Raw genomic sequence first — 15,522 nt, 5'->3', positions numbered from 1 at the left:
AAATTTAAATCGTGGTATAATATGGCCTAGGATGAGGTGAGAAAATGCTGGGTTTATTGTTCATGGCTCGCAAAAAGAAAAAATCGTTGGAAGAATTAGCCGTGGAAATACAAAATGGCAATGATGATGCAGTTACAGAAGTTCTGCAGTCCTACAAGCCATTTGTCAAAAAAACGGTTTCCTCTGTATGCAAAAAATACATCACAGAAAGCGATGATGAATTCAGCATTGGACTCATGGCGTTCCATGATTCGATACTGAAATTCAATCAAGACAAAGGAAACTCTCTTTTAAGCTTTTCAGAAGTCATCATTAAGAGAAAAGTAATCGATTATATCCGTAAAAATGGGAAGTACAATGATATCAGTTTGGCTGTAAGCCCGTTTGAAAAAGAAGAAGACCAATCGAATGGGACACTTGAAGAAACACTATCGTTTGAGGAATATAAAAAGAAAAAAGAGCAAGAGCTCCGTAAAGAAGAGATAATTCGCTACCAGCAGACTCTATTGGAGTTTGACTTGTCACTGGACGAATTGATGAATGAGTCTCCAAAGCATGAAGATGCCCGCATCAATGCAATTGGGGTTGCACAGATCGTTGCAGGGACAGATGAATTTAAAAATTACCTCTTTGAAAAAAAGAGGCTGCCTATAAAGAAAATAGAAGAGCATGTAAATGTCAGCCGGAAAACAATAGAGAGAAACCGGAAGTATATCATTTCAGTCGTATTGATATTATCAGGGGATTTTATATTTTTAAAGGATTATTTAAAAGGGCGGTTAGGCTTATGAATAAAAAGGGAATCATCATGGATATTAAAGAAGATTACCTTATCATGCTCACTGCGGACGGCCAATTTCTGAAGGGGCAGAAAGAAAGGCGTACGTATGAGATAGGAGAAGAAGTTTCTTTTTTTTCTTATGAGGGGTCTAAGAGGAAAAAGATCAATGCAGCATTCTCAAAATGGATGACAAAATCCGGAATGGCTGCTGCTTCAGCTGCAGTTATCATGTTGGCATTCCTGCTGCTGCAGCCATTTTTTTATGAAGAAGAAGTATACGCGTACGTATCAATTGATATAAATCCAAGCATTGAATTAAATATTAATAAAGGTATGAAAGTCATTGAAGCACATGCCTACAATAACGATGGCAAACGCATCTTGAAAAATATTGATTTGAAGAAGCACCAATCCATCAAGGCAGCTGCTATTCAAATCATGGAAGAGAGCAAAAAAGAGGGATATTTAAAACCGCAACATAATATTGTGATTGCGACAGTTCCTGGTGAAAAAGCTACTAATGGCTTTACGAAGTCCTTAAACGATGCCATAACAACCCTCGAAAGTGAAACAAAAGCATTGGATGCCCACTTGGTTGCCATTAAAGGGACGCCACAAGAAAGAAAAGATGCAGCCGCAAAAGGTCTAACAACAGGAAAATATTTAAAAGAGCAAAATGAAAAAGCTCTAACAGAGAAAGAAAATCCTGAAAAAATAAAGACAAAAGTACCACCGAAAAAGAAAGAGGCTGAGCCAAAACAGCAAAAAAGTCCTTCTGAACAAAATAAGGGAGCAGCAAATAAAGGGGAAGCACCTTCATCAAAAGGCAATGGAAAAGAAGCCGTCATTCCTCGGAACAACAAGAATCAAAATAATCCCGGTCAGCAAAAAAAGAATGGATCTACAACTAGTAATCATCCTTTCAATCCGGGGAATGGTTCAGAGAAAAATAAAAATGTGTATCCGCCAAAAAATGATGGAGACTTCGGCAAGGGACATGAGTGGAACCACCATGAAAAGAACGATGGGAACCGTCATTCAAACAAGGATGAAGGGCACGGAAACAGCTGGGGCAAGAAGGGGCATAACTGGAATCCAGAAGGTCATGATGAACACGGGCAAGGCAAAGGGAACTCTAGAGAAAATCATAGAGATTGAAATATAATGCATATTTAGAATGAGAGCCGAAGAAAATTCTTCGGCTCTCATTTTTTATTATAAAACCGATTGAAGCACAGTGCGCATCCTTGAATGCAGCATCTATCCAGTGCCATTTATGGCAGTGTTCAACCTGTTATTGGCCTTTTAGCTGAGATTGTGCTTGTTTAACCAAGCGCTTTGTGATTTCACCGCCGACAGAACCGTTTGCACGTGCAGCAGTATCAGAGCTTAAAGTGACGCCGAATTCTTGTGCGATTTCATATTTGATTTGATCCAAATATTGTTCAACACCAGGGACAATCAATTTATTTCTGTTTGCCATGAAAATTCCCCCTTTCAAAAGGTATTCCATTTCTGGTTTTCTTATTATGCTGCGCGCATGATTTTTAATGAATGGTAAATGGTATCATATTTCATATAAAACTCCCTGTTAACCCTTTTATTTCGCATTTATTTTCTATAAGATAGAAATTGATACTAAGGAAAGGGATTTTGCTGCAATGTCATTAAAGTTAAAAATCAGAGGATTATCCCCTGCACAAGCAATCGTAGTATTTTATCTCCTTGCAGTGACCGTTTCTACCATCCTGCTCAGTCTCCCAATTGCACGACATCCAAAAGCACATTGGAGTTTTCTCGACGCGATATTTGTTGCGGCAAGTGCAGTGAGCGTCACAGGGCTTTCTACAGTCGATATTTCAGAAACATTTAATACGCTTGGGATTTTTATTCTTATGTTTGTCCTCCAATTCGGAGGGATCGGGATTATGACACTTGGAACATTTATTTGGCTTATCCTTCGCAAGAAAATTGGATTGAAAGAACGTCAGCTGATTATGACGGATCAAAATCAGACGAGTCTTTCTGGTCTAGTAAGGTTATTAAGGGAAATACTCAGTTTGATTCTACTGATTGAATTGGCTGGAGCCGCCATTTTAGGGCTTTACTTTTTAAAGTATTATCCCACGTGGGAAGAGGCTCTTCTGCACGGCCTTTTTGCTTCTGTCAGTGCAACGACGAATGCCGGATTCGACATAACCGGATCATCCTTATTTATGTACAAACATGATTATTTTGTCCAGATTATCAATATGCTTTTGTTAATATTAGGCGCCATTGGATTTCCTGTTCTAATTGAAACAAAAGATTATTTCTTTAATCGTAAAAAACCTAAGAGGAACCATTTTTCTCTATATACCAAGTTGACCACATTCACATTTTTCGCCCTAATCATCATTGGAACATTAGGCATTATCATATTGGAATGGGACCACTTCTTCAAAGGGAAGTCATGGCACGAAAGCTTATTTTATGCACTTTTCCAATCAGTAACAACCAGAAACGGCGGTCTTGCTACTCTCGATGTCAATGAATTTTCCAGACCAACCATCCTTCTCCTGTGCGTACTTATGTTCATCGGTGCATCACCGAGTTCTGTCGGTGGTGGTATTCGTACGACAACCTTTGCCATCAATGTGTTGACCCTCTATCACTTTTCTAGAGGGAGAAAAACCATCAAGGTATTCAGAAGAGAAGTAATGGAAGATGATATCATAAAATCTTATGTTGTCAGTTTTACTGCATTTCTTATTTGTTCTTTTTCAGTCATCATCATGTCATATACTGAAAAACATCAGTCGATTTTATCCATTATGTTCGAGGTCTGTTCAGCGTTTGGAACGACGGGCTTGTCCCTCGGCATCACCCCGGAGCTTTCAGTAGTTGGAAAATGGATCATCATCATTCTTATGTTCATTGGAAGAGTGGGGATTTTATCCTTCTTATTCATGTTCGGGAAGGAAGAAGCAGTAAAATACCGCTACCCAAAAGAAAGGGTCATCATCGGATAGTATAGGCAAGTAATTCAAGCATATCCAAATTGATACGGGATTGATTTTTTTGAAAGTGAGGAATGATAATACCCTAGACATATGAAAAGGGGAGATCATCATGGCGAAAAGAAAAGCTCAATTCAATGCAGCATCTAAAAACAATCAAACCCCGTATGAAAACAAGAAGGAAACTGAATTCTCTACAGAGTTTGCAGGCAAAGAAAATACTGCAAAGCATGCCAACCGCAATTCCCAAAAAGGGAAAAAAGGCAGGGCATAATGAAAAAAGAATCCTGCAGCAAACAATCATTTCGTGAAGAGTTTGGGATGGAATTTGGGGATATTAACGCTGCAAAACAGTATGAAATCCTTCAAAAAACAAAAGTAAAATCCGATAAAAAGAAGAAATGCTAAACAGAAGGGACGCGCTGGATTGAACAGCGCGTCCCATTGTGTTTTTATACAGCAGATGTAGTCTTAATTTCCTTTAATGGAGCAAAATAGACGGTAGGTTTTCCACTTGCAGGCTGGAAGTAGACAAGCATGATCGTGCTCTCTTTTTCCACTTCATTTGTATTGAAATATTTTCCTGCGTTGAATGGGACAAGTTCAAGCATGGTGTGTTTATACAAGTCTTTTTCATTCAAGTGCAGCTGCATGAATTCTTCTCCGAAAATTTCCGGGTCTGACAAGATGGATTGATAGATCTCTGACTTCTCACTCTTACTTAGTTTATGTGTCCACCAAGGTTTTCTTGGCTTGTATTTTTGGTTTTGAATGTAGTCAAACATCATAAGACCTTCAACTACATCAAGGGAAGATGGATATACTTCTTGAAGGAAGAGGCTTAAGCGTTTGAAAAGGTCCTCAAGCTGATGTCCAATTCTTGACCAGCCCTGGCTGTCCCAATATGAACCAAACGCTTGGAAGAAATCGAATGGACTTTCAAATACATTCGTCACCAAATATTCAATGGTCTCATCCACACGATGGTCATTCCAGTACTTCTCCAACACATCCTCGACTTGTTTGATCCTGACGATATCATCAAAGCTCAAGACATTATTGCCCAAGATTTCATAAGGGGAATGGTCCATGTAAATATATTGATGTTCATCCGCTCGTATCCTCAGACCGGTACCACGCAGCATCTTCAAGAATCCAAGCTGCAGTTCTTCCGCTCTCAATGCAAATACATCATTGAAAGTCTTCCTGAATGAGTGGTAGTCTTCTTCAGGCAATCCGGCAATCAAGTCCAGATGCTGATCGATCTTTCCTCCGTCTTTCACCATGCTGACTGTTCTGGTCAACTTCTGGAAGTTTTGTTTTCTCATCACCAGTTCATTTGTAGAGTCATTAGTGGATTGCACCCCAATTTCAAAACGGAATAATCCAGCTGGAGCTGTTTGATTTAAGAACTCAATGACTTCTGGCCTCATGATGTCCGCAGTGATTTCAAATTGAAATACTGTTCCAGGGAGATGTTCGTCAATTAAAAATTGGAACATTTCCATCGCGTAGCTGCGGCTGATATTGAATGTCCGATCGACGAATTTAATGGTCTTTGCACCATTATTCATCAAATAGCGGATATCTTCTTTAATTTTTTCCCGATCAAAATACCTGACACCCACTTCAATGGAGGATAGACAGAATTGGCATCTGAATGGGCAGCCACGGCTTGTTTCAATATAAATGACCCTTTTTGACAAATGCGGGATGTCTTCTTCAAAACGGAAAGGGGATGGCAGCTCCCTCAAGTCCAATTTGTTTCTCTGCGGGTTGATGGCAGGCTTTCCTTCCTTCATATAGCCAATACCCGGCACATTTGAAATTTCCATCGATCCGGATAATTCCACCAAAAGCTGCTTGAATGTTTCTTCTCCTTCTCCGATTACGATAAAGTCAGCTTCAGGGATTCTTTCCAGCCAATAAATTACGTCATAAGAAACTTCCGGTCCGCCTAATACAATTTTTACAGAAGGCATGATTTTCTTCAGCATCTTGATAACCGTGATCGTTTCTTCTATATTCCAGATGTAACAGCTGAATCCAATGACATCAGGTTTCTTGGAAAACAAATCTGAAACGATATTCATTGAAGGATCTTTAATGGTATATTCAGCAATTTCAGCCTCAAACTCGGGCTGTGCAAATGATTTTAGGCACCTCAAAGCCAAATTCATATGAATATATTTAGCATTCAGTGTACTAAGCACTATTTTCATTTTATCGAATTCCTCTTTTCCATCTATTCATCCCTTTATTTTAGCTGAGCATGGGAAAAACCTCAACGGATGGGAGAATTTACAGAAAAAATTGAATAGGCAAGGCAGGATTTTACATTTTTTTTTAGAATTTATTCTTAAAAGAAAAAAACAGCCAGATGGCTGTCTTTTTTCATGATTTATTAGTTGCCGAGCATCCTTTTTAAATGAAGGAAGCCTACTTTAAATCGTTCTTTGAACTTTTTCCATTTATTTGCTCTCAATTCTATAACAGGCTGCGTCAAGGATGTAATGAACTTGCTTGATAACAAGATCGAGAGCATGAAGGATACAAGAGCCAGTATCACATAGGTGCCGATATCGAATGAATAATGGTTGGAAACGTCACTTTCTCTGAAAGTCTTAATGAGGAATCCGTGCAGCAAATAGACATACAAGGTGTTTTTACCCCATTTTGTGAAGAAATATTTCTTATCAGGTACATATGAAAAGAAGCAAAGCACCATAACGATGTTAAGAATATAAACTCCTGCACGCAGCAGAGCACTGTAGGGAACTTCTGCACCGAGCACATCATATGGCTTTGAACCAAGCAGCCATTTCTCGTTCCAATCTGGGAAGAGATACATGCTGACCAATACCGTAAGGATAATAACTGACGTGAATATTTTGGATTTCGTTTCTGTCAGCCTGCTGAATGTTTTTCGATCCATGAAGTAGCCAAGTAAAAACAGCGGAAAGAATACGAATGTTCGTGAAAGGCTTAAATAATTTGAAATCCAGTCGAAATACCCTACTAACAGCCCAATGGCAAATGCCAATGCCAATGAAGGAATTGGTTTTAGCTTGGCAAAAGCCAATAATAGCAAGTTCCAGCAAAACAAACTTAGCAAAAACCATAGTGCCCACTGAGGATTTAAGGGATCTACTGCAAAAGTGGATTTATCGTACAGGTAGTAATAAAAAACGGTATAAATGGTTTGGAAGATCAGATAAGGCAAAATCAATTTCTTTGTCAGTTTCCAAATATACCCTTTATTATAGAAGCCTTTTGCAAAGTAACCTGACACCAATATGAAAGCGGGCATGTGGAATGTATAAATAAATTTATATACCGCTTCAATGATGGAGTTTTTATCGATATACGATTGAATAAGATGTCCAAAGACAACAAAGAGGATTAAGATAAATTTAGCATTATCAAAGTAATAGTCCCGTTTTTCCATATTTTCACCATCAATTCTGTATTTTGAAGCTTTGTCATGTAAATTATACCCACAATGACGAACCGTAAACGGACCAATGACATGTTTGGTCCATGATCATGATTCTCGAGCATCAAAAGGAGGATACATACGTGTCAAACTCATTGAACAGCAGCAGCCCGCTTGTCCAATTCCATAAAAATAATTGGATTGGGTCTGACAAGCTGAAAGACCAGACTCAAATATTGTTTCAATCCATTTCATCGACTGTAAGCGATGCAGTGATAGTCACTGACTCAGAGGGAAATATTCAATTTATCAATCAGTGTGCGGAAAGGCTGCTGAATGAAGAGTCTAACTATATTATGGAAAGGAATATCGAATTTTATTTTAATGCGATTCCCTCCATCATTAAAAAATACCATGTTGACCAATTATCTGAACAGGGCTATGTGGAGGATGAAGTTTTGCTTACAAGGTCCTGCGGGGCCAAGATTCATATCAAGCTGAAAGTATATCGGGACAGGGATAATGGCTGGGATATCTTTCACTTATGCGATATTTCAAAAGAAAAAGAAATCGAACGTGAAGACCAGAGGAACCAGCAAATGCTTTACAATATCTTCACTCAGGCAGCTGACAGCATCATCATTTTTAAAAATAACGGGACGATTATTAATGTGAATCCTGTCTTTTGTAAAAAGGTGAATCTCGGGCGGGATCAAATACTTGGTCAAAAAGTACTGAAATTCATTCCTGAAGGCTTTCATCAGAAGATGGAGAAAATCAATGGATATATTGAGCAGAACAAGAAAGTCAGGGGAGAAATCCCCATTATCCATGGCAGCGGACTCTCAGTTATGGAGTTCAATGTAAGCCCGAATATATTCCAGGGGCTGCACATGGCGATTTTACGGGATATCACAGAGAAAAGACAAATGGAAATCAAATTGAAAAGAAGCGAAGAGCAATTTGAGGATTTGTTTGAAGAAACCATTGATGCCATTGTCTTCTGGGATCAAGACGGAAAAATCATGAGGGTGAATAAGGCGGCTCTTTCAATATTTGAGTGTACCGAACAAGAAATTATAGGATCGATTCTATGCGATTTCTTATATGAAAAAGACAATAAGTTTTATAAGGTCATGAAAGAATTCCAGGAAATTGGATCCATAAGGGATGAATTGCTCTTTTTAATGCCTAATGGACAGCTCAAACATCTGGAGTTCACTGCAAGGATGCATCCCATTGATGGATACAACATTACGATTTTCAGGAATGTCAGTGAACGCTATCAGATGGAAAAGGACTTAAGGGAAAGCGAGACGAAATTCAGGAAGGTATTCGAGGGCACTTTGGATGGAATGCTTCTTTGGGACCAAAATTATAAATTGATTGATATGAACCCAGTAGCCCAAACCATATTGAATTGTTCAAAGAGTTTTCATAAAGACATGGATATCCGCGAGCTCATTAATGAAAACGAGGAGACAAAAAAGGAATTTCGTTCACATATGAAAAAATTGGCCAAGTACGGGAAGGCCAATCAGATGTTTATTTACAAAGATCCAGATGCTAATTTGAAACATTTAGAAATCTCCACGAAATGTAATCTGCTGACAAATATGAACTTAACGGTGATCAGGGATGTCACAGAGAAAATGGAGATGGAAGAACAACTGAGAAAATCAGATACCTTGAACGTTGTTGGAGAGCTTGCTGCAGGAATTGCACATGAAATCAGAAACCCAATGACCGCATTGAAGGGATTCATTCAACTACTGGAAAACAGCATGGAAAAAACAGATGGCGGCCAAGAAATGTATTTCAATGTCATTTCTTCAGAGCTGAAGCGGATTGAATCCATTATCACTGAGTTCCTGGTCCTGGCTAAACCGCAGGCAATTCATTATCTCGAATATGATGTGAGAAAAATCATGACAGACACAATCGAGCTCCTGAATGCACAGGCATTGATGCATGGGGTGGAATTCGAAGTACACCTTGAAGAAGATCTTCCGTCAATCTTCTGTGAGCCGAACCAGCTCAAACAGGTATTTATCAACATCATAAAAAATGCGATTGAGGTCATGCCAAAAGGTGGTACGATTACAATCCACATGAACAAAGCAGATCAGGATGCTATCAAGATTTCCATTCAGGATGAAGGTTCGGGCATTCCACACGATAAGATCAGGAAGCTTGGCGAACCATTCTACACGACAAAGGATAGGGGGACTGGTTTGGGATTGATGGTCAGCTTTAAAATCATCAAAGAACATAAAGGCCATGTGGAGGTAAAAAGTGCATTGGGGAAAGGGACGACCTTTCATATCACGCTTCCAACTACATAATGAGGGCCATTGTTTTTCCTGATACTATATCAGGATTTTTTTTTTGGAATTGATTGACATGATCATCTAATTAGATTAACATCTAATTAGATGATCATTTAAAAAGGTGTTGATTTTGAAATGCAGCTGGATAAAATAGTTTCCTTCCATAAAGCTATGGGGGATCCGACAAGGATAAGGATTATAAGTCTTCTTGCACAAGGACCGCTCCACGGCCAGGCAATTGCAGGAAAGCTGGGGCTTACCCCTCCTACGATTTCACATCACTTGAGCAAACTGAGGGATATTAGCCTCGTCTATCAACGCAGGGATAAGAATACGATCTATTACCAATTGAATCAAAAATTATTGAAGCAGCACTCAAATGCATTATTGACTTATTGTCTTGAGGATAAGGGGGAAGAGGAACCGATGGATAAGTTATTGAAAGAAAAGCAGGCAGTCATTAATAACTTCTTTACCAAAGATGGAAAGCTGAAGTCCATACCGGCACAAAGGAAAAAGAAATTATATGTCTTTGAACATATTGTAAGCGGACTTGAAAAAGGGAGAAAATATCCCGAAAAAGAAATCAATGAATATATTAAAAAGTTTCATGAAGACTTCGCAACAATCCGAAGGGAATTCATCATCAATCATTACATGTACCGTGAAAACGGAATCTATGAGTTAAACCCAACGGAAATGTGGGCAAAGACAGAGGGATGATAGAATTTATCGACAACCATTGGGAGCAAAGGGAAATAGAATTAGGAATCATGAATTCCAATCCCGCCTATAATTTACTTGTCAATGGCAGAGAAGTATTATCAGAGGATGATATTCAAAAGGAATATGAAGAAAGTAAGAAGCTGAAAACGGAGAGATATTTGGTAAAAATCGATGGAAAAGCGCTTGGCGTCATAGATTTCTGCCCATTGAATCTGAATGATCAAATGCCATGGCTCGGTCTACTAGTCATGCATCGTTCCGTTCAAGCAAATGGGCTTGGAAAAGAAGTCTACATTGAATTTGAGAAGCAGCTGAAGAAGAGGAACTTCAATGTAATCAGATTAGGTGTCATTGAGGGAAATAAGAAAGCATGCGGATTTTGGAAGTCGATCGGATTTTCCCCATACGACGAAAAGATGCTGAATGGGAAAGCAATCTATTGTTTTCAAAAGGATATTAATCGATAGAGAGAATAATTAAGAAACAAAAGAACCATACCAGACAAGTTCTGGCATGGTTTTCTGATTATTGAAGTTCTGAAAACAGTTGTGAAATTGAATCCTTATAATCAGGCTTCAATATCCCATTCTCTGTAATAATGGCTGTGATCAAATGGCCGGGAGTGACATCAAAAGCGGGGTTAAACACCCTCGCATCGGCAGGGGCAGAAGGAATACCGCTGAAATGAGTAATTTCCTCTGCCTTTCTCTCTTCAATCGGAATCTCTTTTCCTGTTTCGATGCTTAGATCAAAAGTTGAAGAGGGAGCGGCCACGTAAAATGGTATTTGGAATGCTTGAGCAAGCAAGGCGAGTCCAAATGTGCCAATTTTATTGGCAGTGTCTCCATTGCGGGCAATTCTGTCTGCACCGACAATGATGGCTTTTATATTTTTTTCCTGAATGGTATAAGCAGCCATGCTGTCTGTGATCAATGTGGCATCCACGCCTGACTTTAGCAGCTCCCATACCGTAAGCCTTGCACCTTGGAGAAGAGGCCTTGTTTCACAGGCGAACACTTTGAATTGCTTACCTTTCTCCATAGCAATATGGAAAGGCGCCAGAGCCGTCCCGTATTTTGCCGTGGCAATCGACCCGGCATTGCATATCGTCATCACCGGATGGGAAGGATCAAGCAATGTAAGAGCATTCTCTCCAATTTTCCGGCACATATCCTCGTCTTCTGCCTGGATTTTGATGGCTTCATGCAGTAATTCGGTCTTTGCTTCATTGACACTGCTCGATTGGAGAGCAAGGTGATAGAGCCTTTCGAGAGCCCAGGATAAATTCACGGCAGTGGGCCTGCTTGAAAGTAAATATTCTTTGTCTCTTTCCAATTGACTGAAGAAGACTCCTAATTCATCAGTTTCATATTTTAAGGCAGCCATTGCCAGTCCGAATGCCCCAGCGATTCCTATGGCAGGCGCGCCTCTCACTTTTAGTGTCAAAATGGCTTCAAACACATCCTCTATCTCAAAGAGATCCAGATATTCCTCTTTATGTGGAAGCTCCTGCTGATTAAGGATAGAAAGTCTATTATCCTGCCATTGAATTGAAGTTGGGATGTGGAACGATGTATTTGCATTCATGATTGTCTACTCCTTATTAATTGCCGCATATGCGGCAGTTTCTGAAAGAAGGGGAAGAATGGACTCTGGCCCTATATGATGTCCCCTTGTTTTGATAAACGCCCTGCCTAATTGCAGACTCGCTTTTTTCGCATTGATACGAAGGTCATTATCGAAAATACCATCCAGATCTTCGACATGGGCTAAGCCAATGGTTCTTCTGATCAATTCACATCCAGCGAAACCGATGGCATCCTGGAATATTTTCTTAAGAACGAAATCCAGGTAACCCTCTACTTCTGTATATTTTTCTCTGCTTTCTTTTCTCCAAAGATCAGAATATGTCTTTTCAAATGTATTCCATGCATCCACAATATACCCTGAAATCAATCTTTCTTTATCTTTTGGATTAGAAAGAAGCTGGAAAATTAGATTGGCAAAAAACTGTCCGATATCAAATCCGATGGGACCGAAGAAAGCAAATTCTGGGTCGATTACTTTCGTCGTGTACTGATCGGTGAAAATGCTGCCAGTATGCAGATCACCATGGATAAGTGCTTCACTTTCAGTAAGGAAACATTTCTTGAGTTTTGCCGCTTCAAGCTTCAGTGTAAAATCATTCCATAGAGTCTGAACATCATCATATAGTTCAGGTTCGAAGTCATTTGTGTCACTGTTGAAGAATGGATCTGTAAATACCAAGTCTTCTGATATTTTACAGAGCTCAGGATTAGAAAACTTTTGAGCCAGGATTTTCTTCGCAGGCGGTTCAAGATAAAAATCAGAAGTGTAGAATAATGTCTTGGCTAAGAATTCTCCGAGGTGCTCTGGAAGATGCGGGTATTCTTCTCCGGCTATCAATCCTTTTCTAGTTATTTTCAATGATGATAGATCTTCCATTACGGTAATGGCGAGGTCATCATTTGTATAATAAATTTCCGGAACGAATTGAGGGACATGTTCTTTATACAATTTCAATGCATCTGCTTCGATTTTCGCTCGATTAAGTGTCAGAGGCCAGCTTTCTCCCACCACTTTTGCATAAGGCAGGGCTTGTTTGATGATGCAGCTTTTTCCACTTTGTGGTTCTGTCACCTGAAAAACGAGGTTCAGGTTGCCATCCCCGATTTCATTGCAAGTGAGAATGCTGTCTTTTTTGAAAAAATCCAATTCTTTTAATAAGTTGATTGCTCTGCTTGTAGTCAACGGTTCATAAATTTTAGTTTTAGATATTGCCACTGTCATGACCTCCAATTTTTTTGAGGCCTTCCATAAAAATGAAAAAGCCTCTTTCTTGTGAAAGAGGCTTGAAGAATAAGCTTCGCACCTCTTATCTGCCAGAAAGAATCGTCTTTCTGTTGGAATTAGCACCGTGCCTTGCGGAAAAATATCCGGCGCAAATAATTAATTGCGCCCCGTTTTACAACGGAATTACGGTCGGTTGCTGGGCTTCATAGGGCCAAATCCCTCAGCCAGCTCTTGATAAGAGTAAAAGTATGGAATTGTTAAAAATTACTGAAAATAATCGCTTGCTGAGAATCATAACAAGAAAAAAATCCCTTTGTCAATAAAATTTTGAAAAATTTCAAACAACTATTTTTAATAAAACTCAGGCAGACGGTCCTCGAAGATTGGTATTTGCTTTCTTACTTTTTCTACAAGGGACAAGTCGATTTCTGCTATGACAAGCTCTTCTTCTTGTGAACCTTCTGCCACTATTTCTCCCCAAGGGTCGATGATCAAAGATTGGCCGGCAAATTTATTATTTGGGTCGTCACCGCACCTGTTGCAGGCAATGACGAAGCATTGATTTTCAATTGCCCGCGCAGTCAACAGGGTTTTCCAATGTGCGGCTCTGGCTAGTGGCCATTCCGCTGAGACAAATAAAGCTTTTGCCCCCTCCATGGCGTGTTTGCGTATCCACTCGGGAAAACGAATATCATAGCAGATAAACCCAGCAAAGATTTCATCATAGAGAGTGAAGAGTCCATCTGATTTCCCGCCGACCAGATGCTTATGCTCATCCATCAGTTTAAATAAATGGAGTTTACTGTATTGTTTTATGATGTCTCCATTCCGATCGGAAATGAACATGGTGTTGAAATGACCCTCCTCAGTCTCCTTGGCTGTAGAGCCTCCGATGATATCGAAGTGGTGTTCCTTTGCTTTCTCGCTGATGAATCCGGCGAGATCATTTCCTTCAGGGTCGCCGATTTCATCGAGCCGTCCAAGGTCATAGCCGGTCATCCATAATTCTGGCAAGACAATTAAATCACATTTTTGTTCAGCTGCTTTCTCGATCCACTTCTTAGCATTCTTAACGTTTTGTGCTGGATTGCCAAAGGCTATATCGATTTGTAGACAGGCTATTTTAAGCTTCATGATATTTCCCCTTTATGAATAGTTTGAAAATTTTTTCTTTACAAGCTGCTTTTTCCGTTATATCATTTGTGACTAGATTTTTAAAGTCGAAATTTTCATAAATAGAGGGTGAAACGTTTGAAAGAATTCAAGCAGTCTCAATTATTGAAGTCTCTCCCAAAGCAATTTTTTGCTTCGCTCGTGGAAAAAGTCGGGAAATCAGCGGCAGAAGGCCATGACATCATTAACTTAGGACAGGGGAATCCCGATCAGCCTACACCTGACCATATCGTGGCTAAATTGAAGGAAGCATCAGAGAATCCATTGAACCATAAATATTCGCCTTTCCGCGGGAATAGTTACTTAAAAGAAGCTGCAGCTGCGTTTTACAAAAGGGAGTATGGAGTTGAGTTAGATCCAGAAAAAGAGGTAGCAGTTTTATTTGGCGGAAAAGCTGGGCTCGTAGAGATTCCAGTGTGCATTTTGGACCCGGGCGACACATTGCTTGTTCCTGATCCAGGGTATCCGGACTACTGGTCAGGGGCTGCCATGGCTCGCGCTCATATGGCAGCGATGCCGCTGAAAGAAGAGAACGGCTTTCTTCCGGACTTCTCGGAAATTCCTGAAAGCACAGCAAAAGAAGCAAAATTGATGTTTTTGAATTATCCTAATAACCCTACCGGAGCGGTGGCAGATTTAGATTTCTTTGAAGAAACTGTTCGATTTGCAGAAAAAAATGATATATGCGTTGTACATGATTTTGCTTATGGCGCCATAGGTTTTGATGGTGAAAAACCAGTAAGTTTCCTGCAGGCAGAAGGAGCCAAAGATGTTGGCATTGAAATTTATACCCTTTCTAAAACTTATAATATGGCAGGATGGAGAGTAGGTTTTGCAGTAGGAAATAGTGATGTGATTGAGTCCATCAATTTATTGCAGGATCATCTTTATGTAAGCTTATTTGGTGCAGTGCAGGAAGCTGCAGCATCTGCACTGCTCGATTCGCAGGAGTGTGTGGAACAAATGGTGGAGATGTACGAAAGCAGAAGGGATGCTTTCGTTCAGGGATTGAAAGGAATTGGATGGGATGCAGCAGTTCCTAAAGGTTCTTTTTTTGCCTGGCTGAAAGTCCCTGAAGGATACACTTCAGAAGAGTTTTCCGACCTTCTTCTCACAGAAGCAAAAGTGGCAGTAGCTCCTGGAATAGGTTTCGGAAAATGGGGTGAAGGCTATGTCCGCGCTGGGCTTTTGACCAGTGAAGAAAGACTTAAGGAAGCAGCAGAAAGAATAAAAAAAGTAGGTTTATTTATAAAAAAAGATTGA

15 protein-coding genes and 1 riboswitch are annotated in these 15,522 nt (G+C 39.8%); of the genes, 9 read left to right on the top strand and 6 right to left on the bottom strand.

The window, feature by feature from the left end:
• The first annotated feature begins 44 nt into the window (after positions 1–44).
• On the top strand, positions 45–791 hold the full coding sequence (gene sigI / locus DFR59_RS01735) for an RNA polymerase sigma factor SigI (RefSeq protein ID WP_114743904.1): 747 nt from the start codon (positions 45–47) through the stop codon (positions 789–791).
• Positions 788–1,939 carry an anti-sigma factor domain-containing protein gene (locus DFR59_RS01730; RefSeq protein WP_114743903.1) on the top strand — a complete coding sequence of 384 codons (1,152 nt, stop codon included), beginning with the start codon at positions 788–790 and terminating at the stop codon, positions 1,937–1,939. The genes sigI and DFR59_RS01730 overlap by 4 nt, the downstream gene beginning before the upstream one ends.
• A 136-nt stretch (positions 1,940–2,075) precedes the next feature.
• Here the strand turns inward: DFR59_RS01730 and DFR59_RS01725 are convergent, their stop codons facing one another.
• Positions 2,076–2,264 carry an alpha/beta-type small acid-soluble spore protein gene (locus tag DFR59_RS01725; RefSeq protein WP_114743902.1) on the bottom strand — a complete coding sequence of 63 codons (189 nt, stop codon included), beginning with the start codon at positions 2,262–2,264 and terminating at the stop codon, positions 2,076–2,078.
• A 178-nt stretch (positions 2,265–2,442) separates the two neighbouring features.
• Between DFR59_RS01725 and DFR59_RS01720 the strand changes: the two genes are divergently transcribed.
• The 3 genes from DFR59_RS01720 (at position 2,443) to DFR59_RS20460 (ending at position 4,188) form a co-directional block, all read left to right on the top strand.
• Positions 2,443–3,792 (top strand): TrkH family potassium uptake protein, encoded by a 1,350-nt coding sequence (locus tag DFR59_RS01720; RefSeq protein WP_114743901.1) that lies wholly within the window; start codon positions 2,443–2,445, stop codon positions 3,790–3,792.
• A 100-nt stretch (positions 3,793–3,892) separates the two neighbouring features.
• On the top strand, positions 3,893–4,054 hold the full coding sequence (locus DFR59_RS20205; protein WP_170137254.1) for a hypothetical protein: 162 nt from the start codon (positions 3,893–3,895) through the stop codon (positions 4,052–4,054).
• On the top strand, positions 4,054–4,188 hold the full coding sequence (locus tag DFR59_RS20460; RefSeq protein ID WP_281269325.1) for a hypothetical protein: 135 nt from the start codon (positions 4,054–4,056) through the stop codon (positions 4,186–4,188). Before DFR59_RS20205 ends, DFR59_RS20460 begins: the two co-directional genes overlap by 1 nt.
• Before the next feature lie 44 nt (positions 4,189–4,232).
• Here the strand turns inward: DFR59_RS20460 and DFR59_RS01715 are convergent, their stop codons facing one another.
• A complete protein-coding gene (locus tag DFR59_RS01715; RefSeq protein ID WP_114743900.1) occupies positions 4,233–6,002 on the bottom strand; it encodes a B12-binding domain-containing radical SAM protein in 1,770 nt (589 codons plus the stop codon).
• A 182-nt stretch (positions 6,003–6,184) separates the two neighbouring features.
• A complete protein-coding gene (locus DFR59_RS01710; protein WP_114743899.1) occupies positions 6,185–7,228 on the bottom strand; it encodes an acyltransferase family protein in 1,044 nt (347 codons plus the stop codon).
• 131 nt (positions 7,229–7,359) lie between these two features.
• Here DFR59_RS01710 and DFR59_RS01705 point away from each other — a divergent pair, with 131 nt between their 5' ends.
• The 3 genes from DFR59_RS01705 to DFR59_RS01695 all read left to right on the top strand — a co-directional run bounded on the left by DFR59_RS01705 (position 7,360) and on the right by DFR59_RS01695 (position 10,739).
• Positions 7,360–9,561, top strand: a complete 2,202-nt coding sequence (locus DFR59_RS01705) for a PAS domain-containing sensor histidine kinase (protein ID WP_158538284.1) — start codon at positions 7,360–7,362, stop codon at positions 9,559–9,561.
• A gap of 120 nt (positions 9,562–9,681) precedes the next feature.
• Complete coding sequence (locus DFR59_RS01700; RefSeq protein WP_114743897.1) at positions 9,682–10,269, top strand: DUF2087 domain-containing protein; 588 nt, start codon at positions 9,682–9,684, stop codon at positions 10,267–10,269.
• A complete protein-coding gene (locus DFR59_RS01695) occupies positions 10,266–10,739 on the top strand; it encodes a GNAT family N-acetyltransferase (protein ID WP_114743896.1) in 474 nt (157 codons plus the stop codon). The genes DFR59_RS01700 and DFR59_RS01695 overlap by 4 nt, the downstream gene beginning before the upstream one ends.
• Before the next feature lie 58 nt (positions 10,740–10,797).
• Here DFR59_RS01695 and mtnA read toward each other — a convergent pair whose 3' ends face one another.
• The 3 genes from mtnA to DFR59_RS01680 form a co-directional block, all read right to left on the bottom strand.
• Positions 10,798–11,859 carry an S-methyl-5-thioribose-1-phosphate isomerase gene (gene mtnA / locus DFR59_RS01690; protein WP_114743895.1) on the bottom strand — a complete coding sequence of 354 codons (1,062 nt, stop codon included), beginning with the start codon at positions 11,857–11,859 and terminating at the stop codon, positions 10,798–10,800.
• Positions 11,860–11,865: 6 nt separating this feature from the next.
• Positions 11,866–13,077, bottom strand: a complete 1,212-nt coding sequence (gene mtnK, locus DFR59_RS01685; protein WP_425454682.1) for an S-methyl-5-thioribose kinase — start codon at positions 13,075–13,077, stop codon at positions 11,866–11,868.
• An 88-nt stretch (positions 13,078–13,165) separates the two neighbouring features.
• Positions 13,166–13,327: riboswitch (SAM riboswitch) on the bottom strand.
• A 110-nt stretch (positions 13,328–13,437) separates the two neighbouring features.
• The gene (locus DFR59_RS01680; protein WP_114743893.1) at positions 13,438–14,220 is read right to left on the bottom strand and encodes a carbon-nitrogen family hydrolase; all 783 of its coding nucleotides are present in this window, start codon (positions 14,218–14,220) and stop codon (positions 13,438–13,440) included.
• Between the two features lie 117 nt (positions 14,221–14,337).
• On the opposite strand from DFR59_RS01680, the gene DFR59_RS01675 reads away from it, so the two are divergent.
• Positions 14,338–15,522 carry a pyridoxal phosphate-dependent aminotransferase gene (locus tag DFR59_RS01675; protein WP_114743892.1) on the top strand — a complete coding sequence of 395 codons (1,185 nt, stop codon included), beginning with the start codon at positions 14,338–14,340 and terminating at the stop codon, positions 15,520–15,522.

The organism is Falsibacillus pallidus (assembly GCF_003350505.1).
In the GTDB taxonomy this organism is placed as follows: domain Bacteria; phylum Bacillota; class Bacilli; order Bacillales; family DSM-25281; genus Falsibacillus; species Falsibacillus pallidus.
This window is presented reverse-complemented; position numbering and strand designations above follow the sequence as displayed.

Bases quoted from the DNA above. Each gene is read 5' to 3' on its own strand.
- DFR59_RS01680 (WP_114743893.1), bottom strand. From the start codon at position 14,220: ATGAAGCTTAAAATAGCCTGTCTACAAATCGATATAGCCTTTGGCAAT.
- DFR59_RS01695 (WP_114743896.1), top strand. From the start codon at position 10,266: ATGATAGAATTTATCGACAACCATTGGGAGCAAAGGGAAATAGAATTA.
- DFR59_RS20460 (WP_281269325.1), top strand. From the start codon at position 4,054: ATGAAAAAAGAATCCTGCAGCAAACAATCATTTCGTGAAGAGTTTGGG.
- DFR59_RS20205 (WP_170137254.1), top strand. From the start codon at position 3,893: ATGGCGAAAAGAAAAGCTCAATTCAATGCAGCATCTAAAAACAATCAA.
- DFR59_RS01720 (WP_114743901.1), top strand. From the start codon at position 2,443: ATGTCATTAAAGTTAAAAATCAGAGGATTATCCCCTGCACAAGCAATC.
- sigI (WP_114743904.1), top strand. From the start codon at position 45: ATGCTGGGTTTATTGTTCATGGCTCGCAAAAAGAAAAAATCGTTGGAA.
- DFR59_RS01730 (WP_114743903.1), top strand. From the start codon at position 788: ATGAATAAAAAGGGAATCATCATGGATATTAAAGAAGATTACCTTATC.
- DFR59_RS01715 (WP_114743900.1), bottom strand. From the start codon at position 6,002: ATGAAAATAGTGCTTAGTACACTGAATGCTAAATATATTCATATGAAT.
- DFR59_RS01700 (WP_114743897.1), top strand. From the start codon at position 9,682: ATGCAGCTGGATAAAATAGTTTCCTTCCATAAAGCTATGGGGGATCCG.
- DFR59_RS01725 (WP_114743902.1), bottom strand. From the start codon at position 2,264: ATGGCAAACAGAAATAAATTGATTGTCCCTGGTGTTGAACAATATTTG.
- DFR59_RS01710 (WP_114743899.1), bottom strand. From the start codon at position 7,228: ATGGAAAAACGGGACTATTACTTTGATAATGCTAAATTTATCTTAATC.
- mtnA (WP_114743895.1), bottom strand. From the start codon at position 11,859: ATGAATGCAAATACATCGTTCCACATCCCAACTTCAATTCAATGGCAG.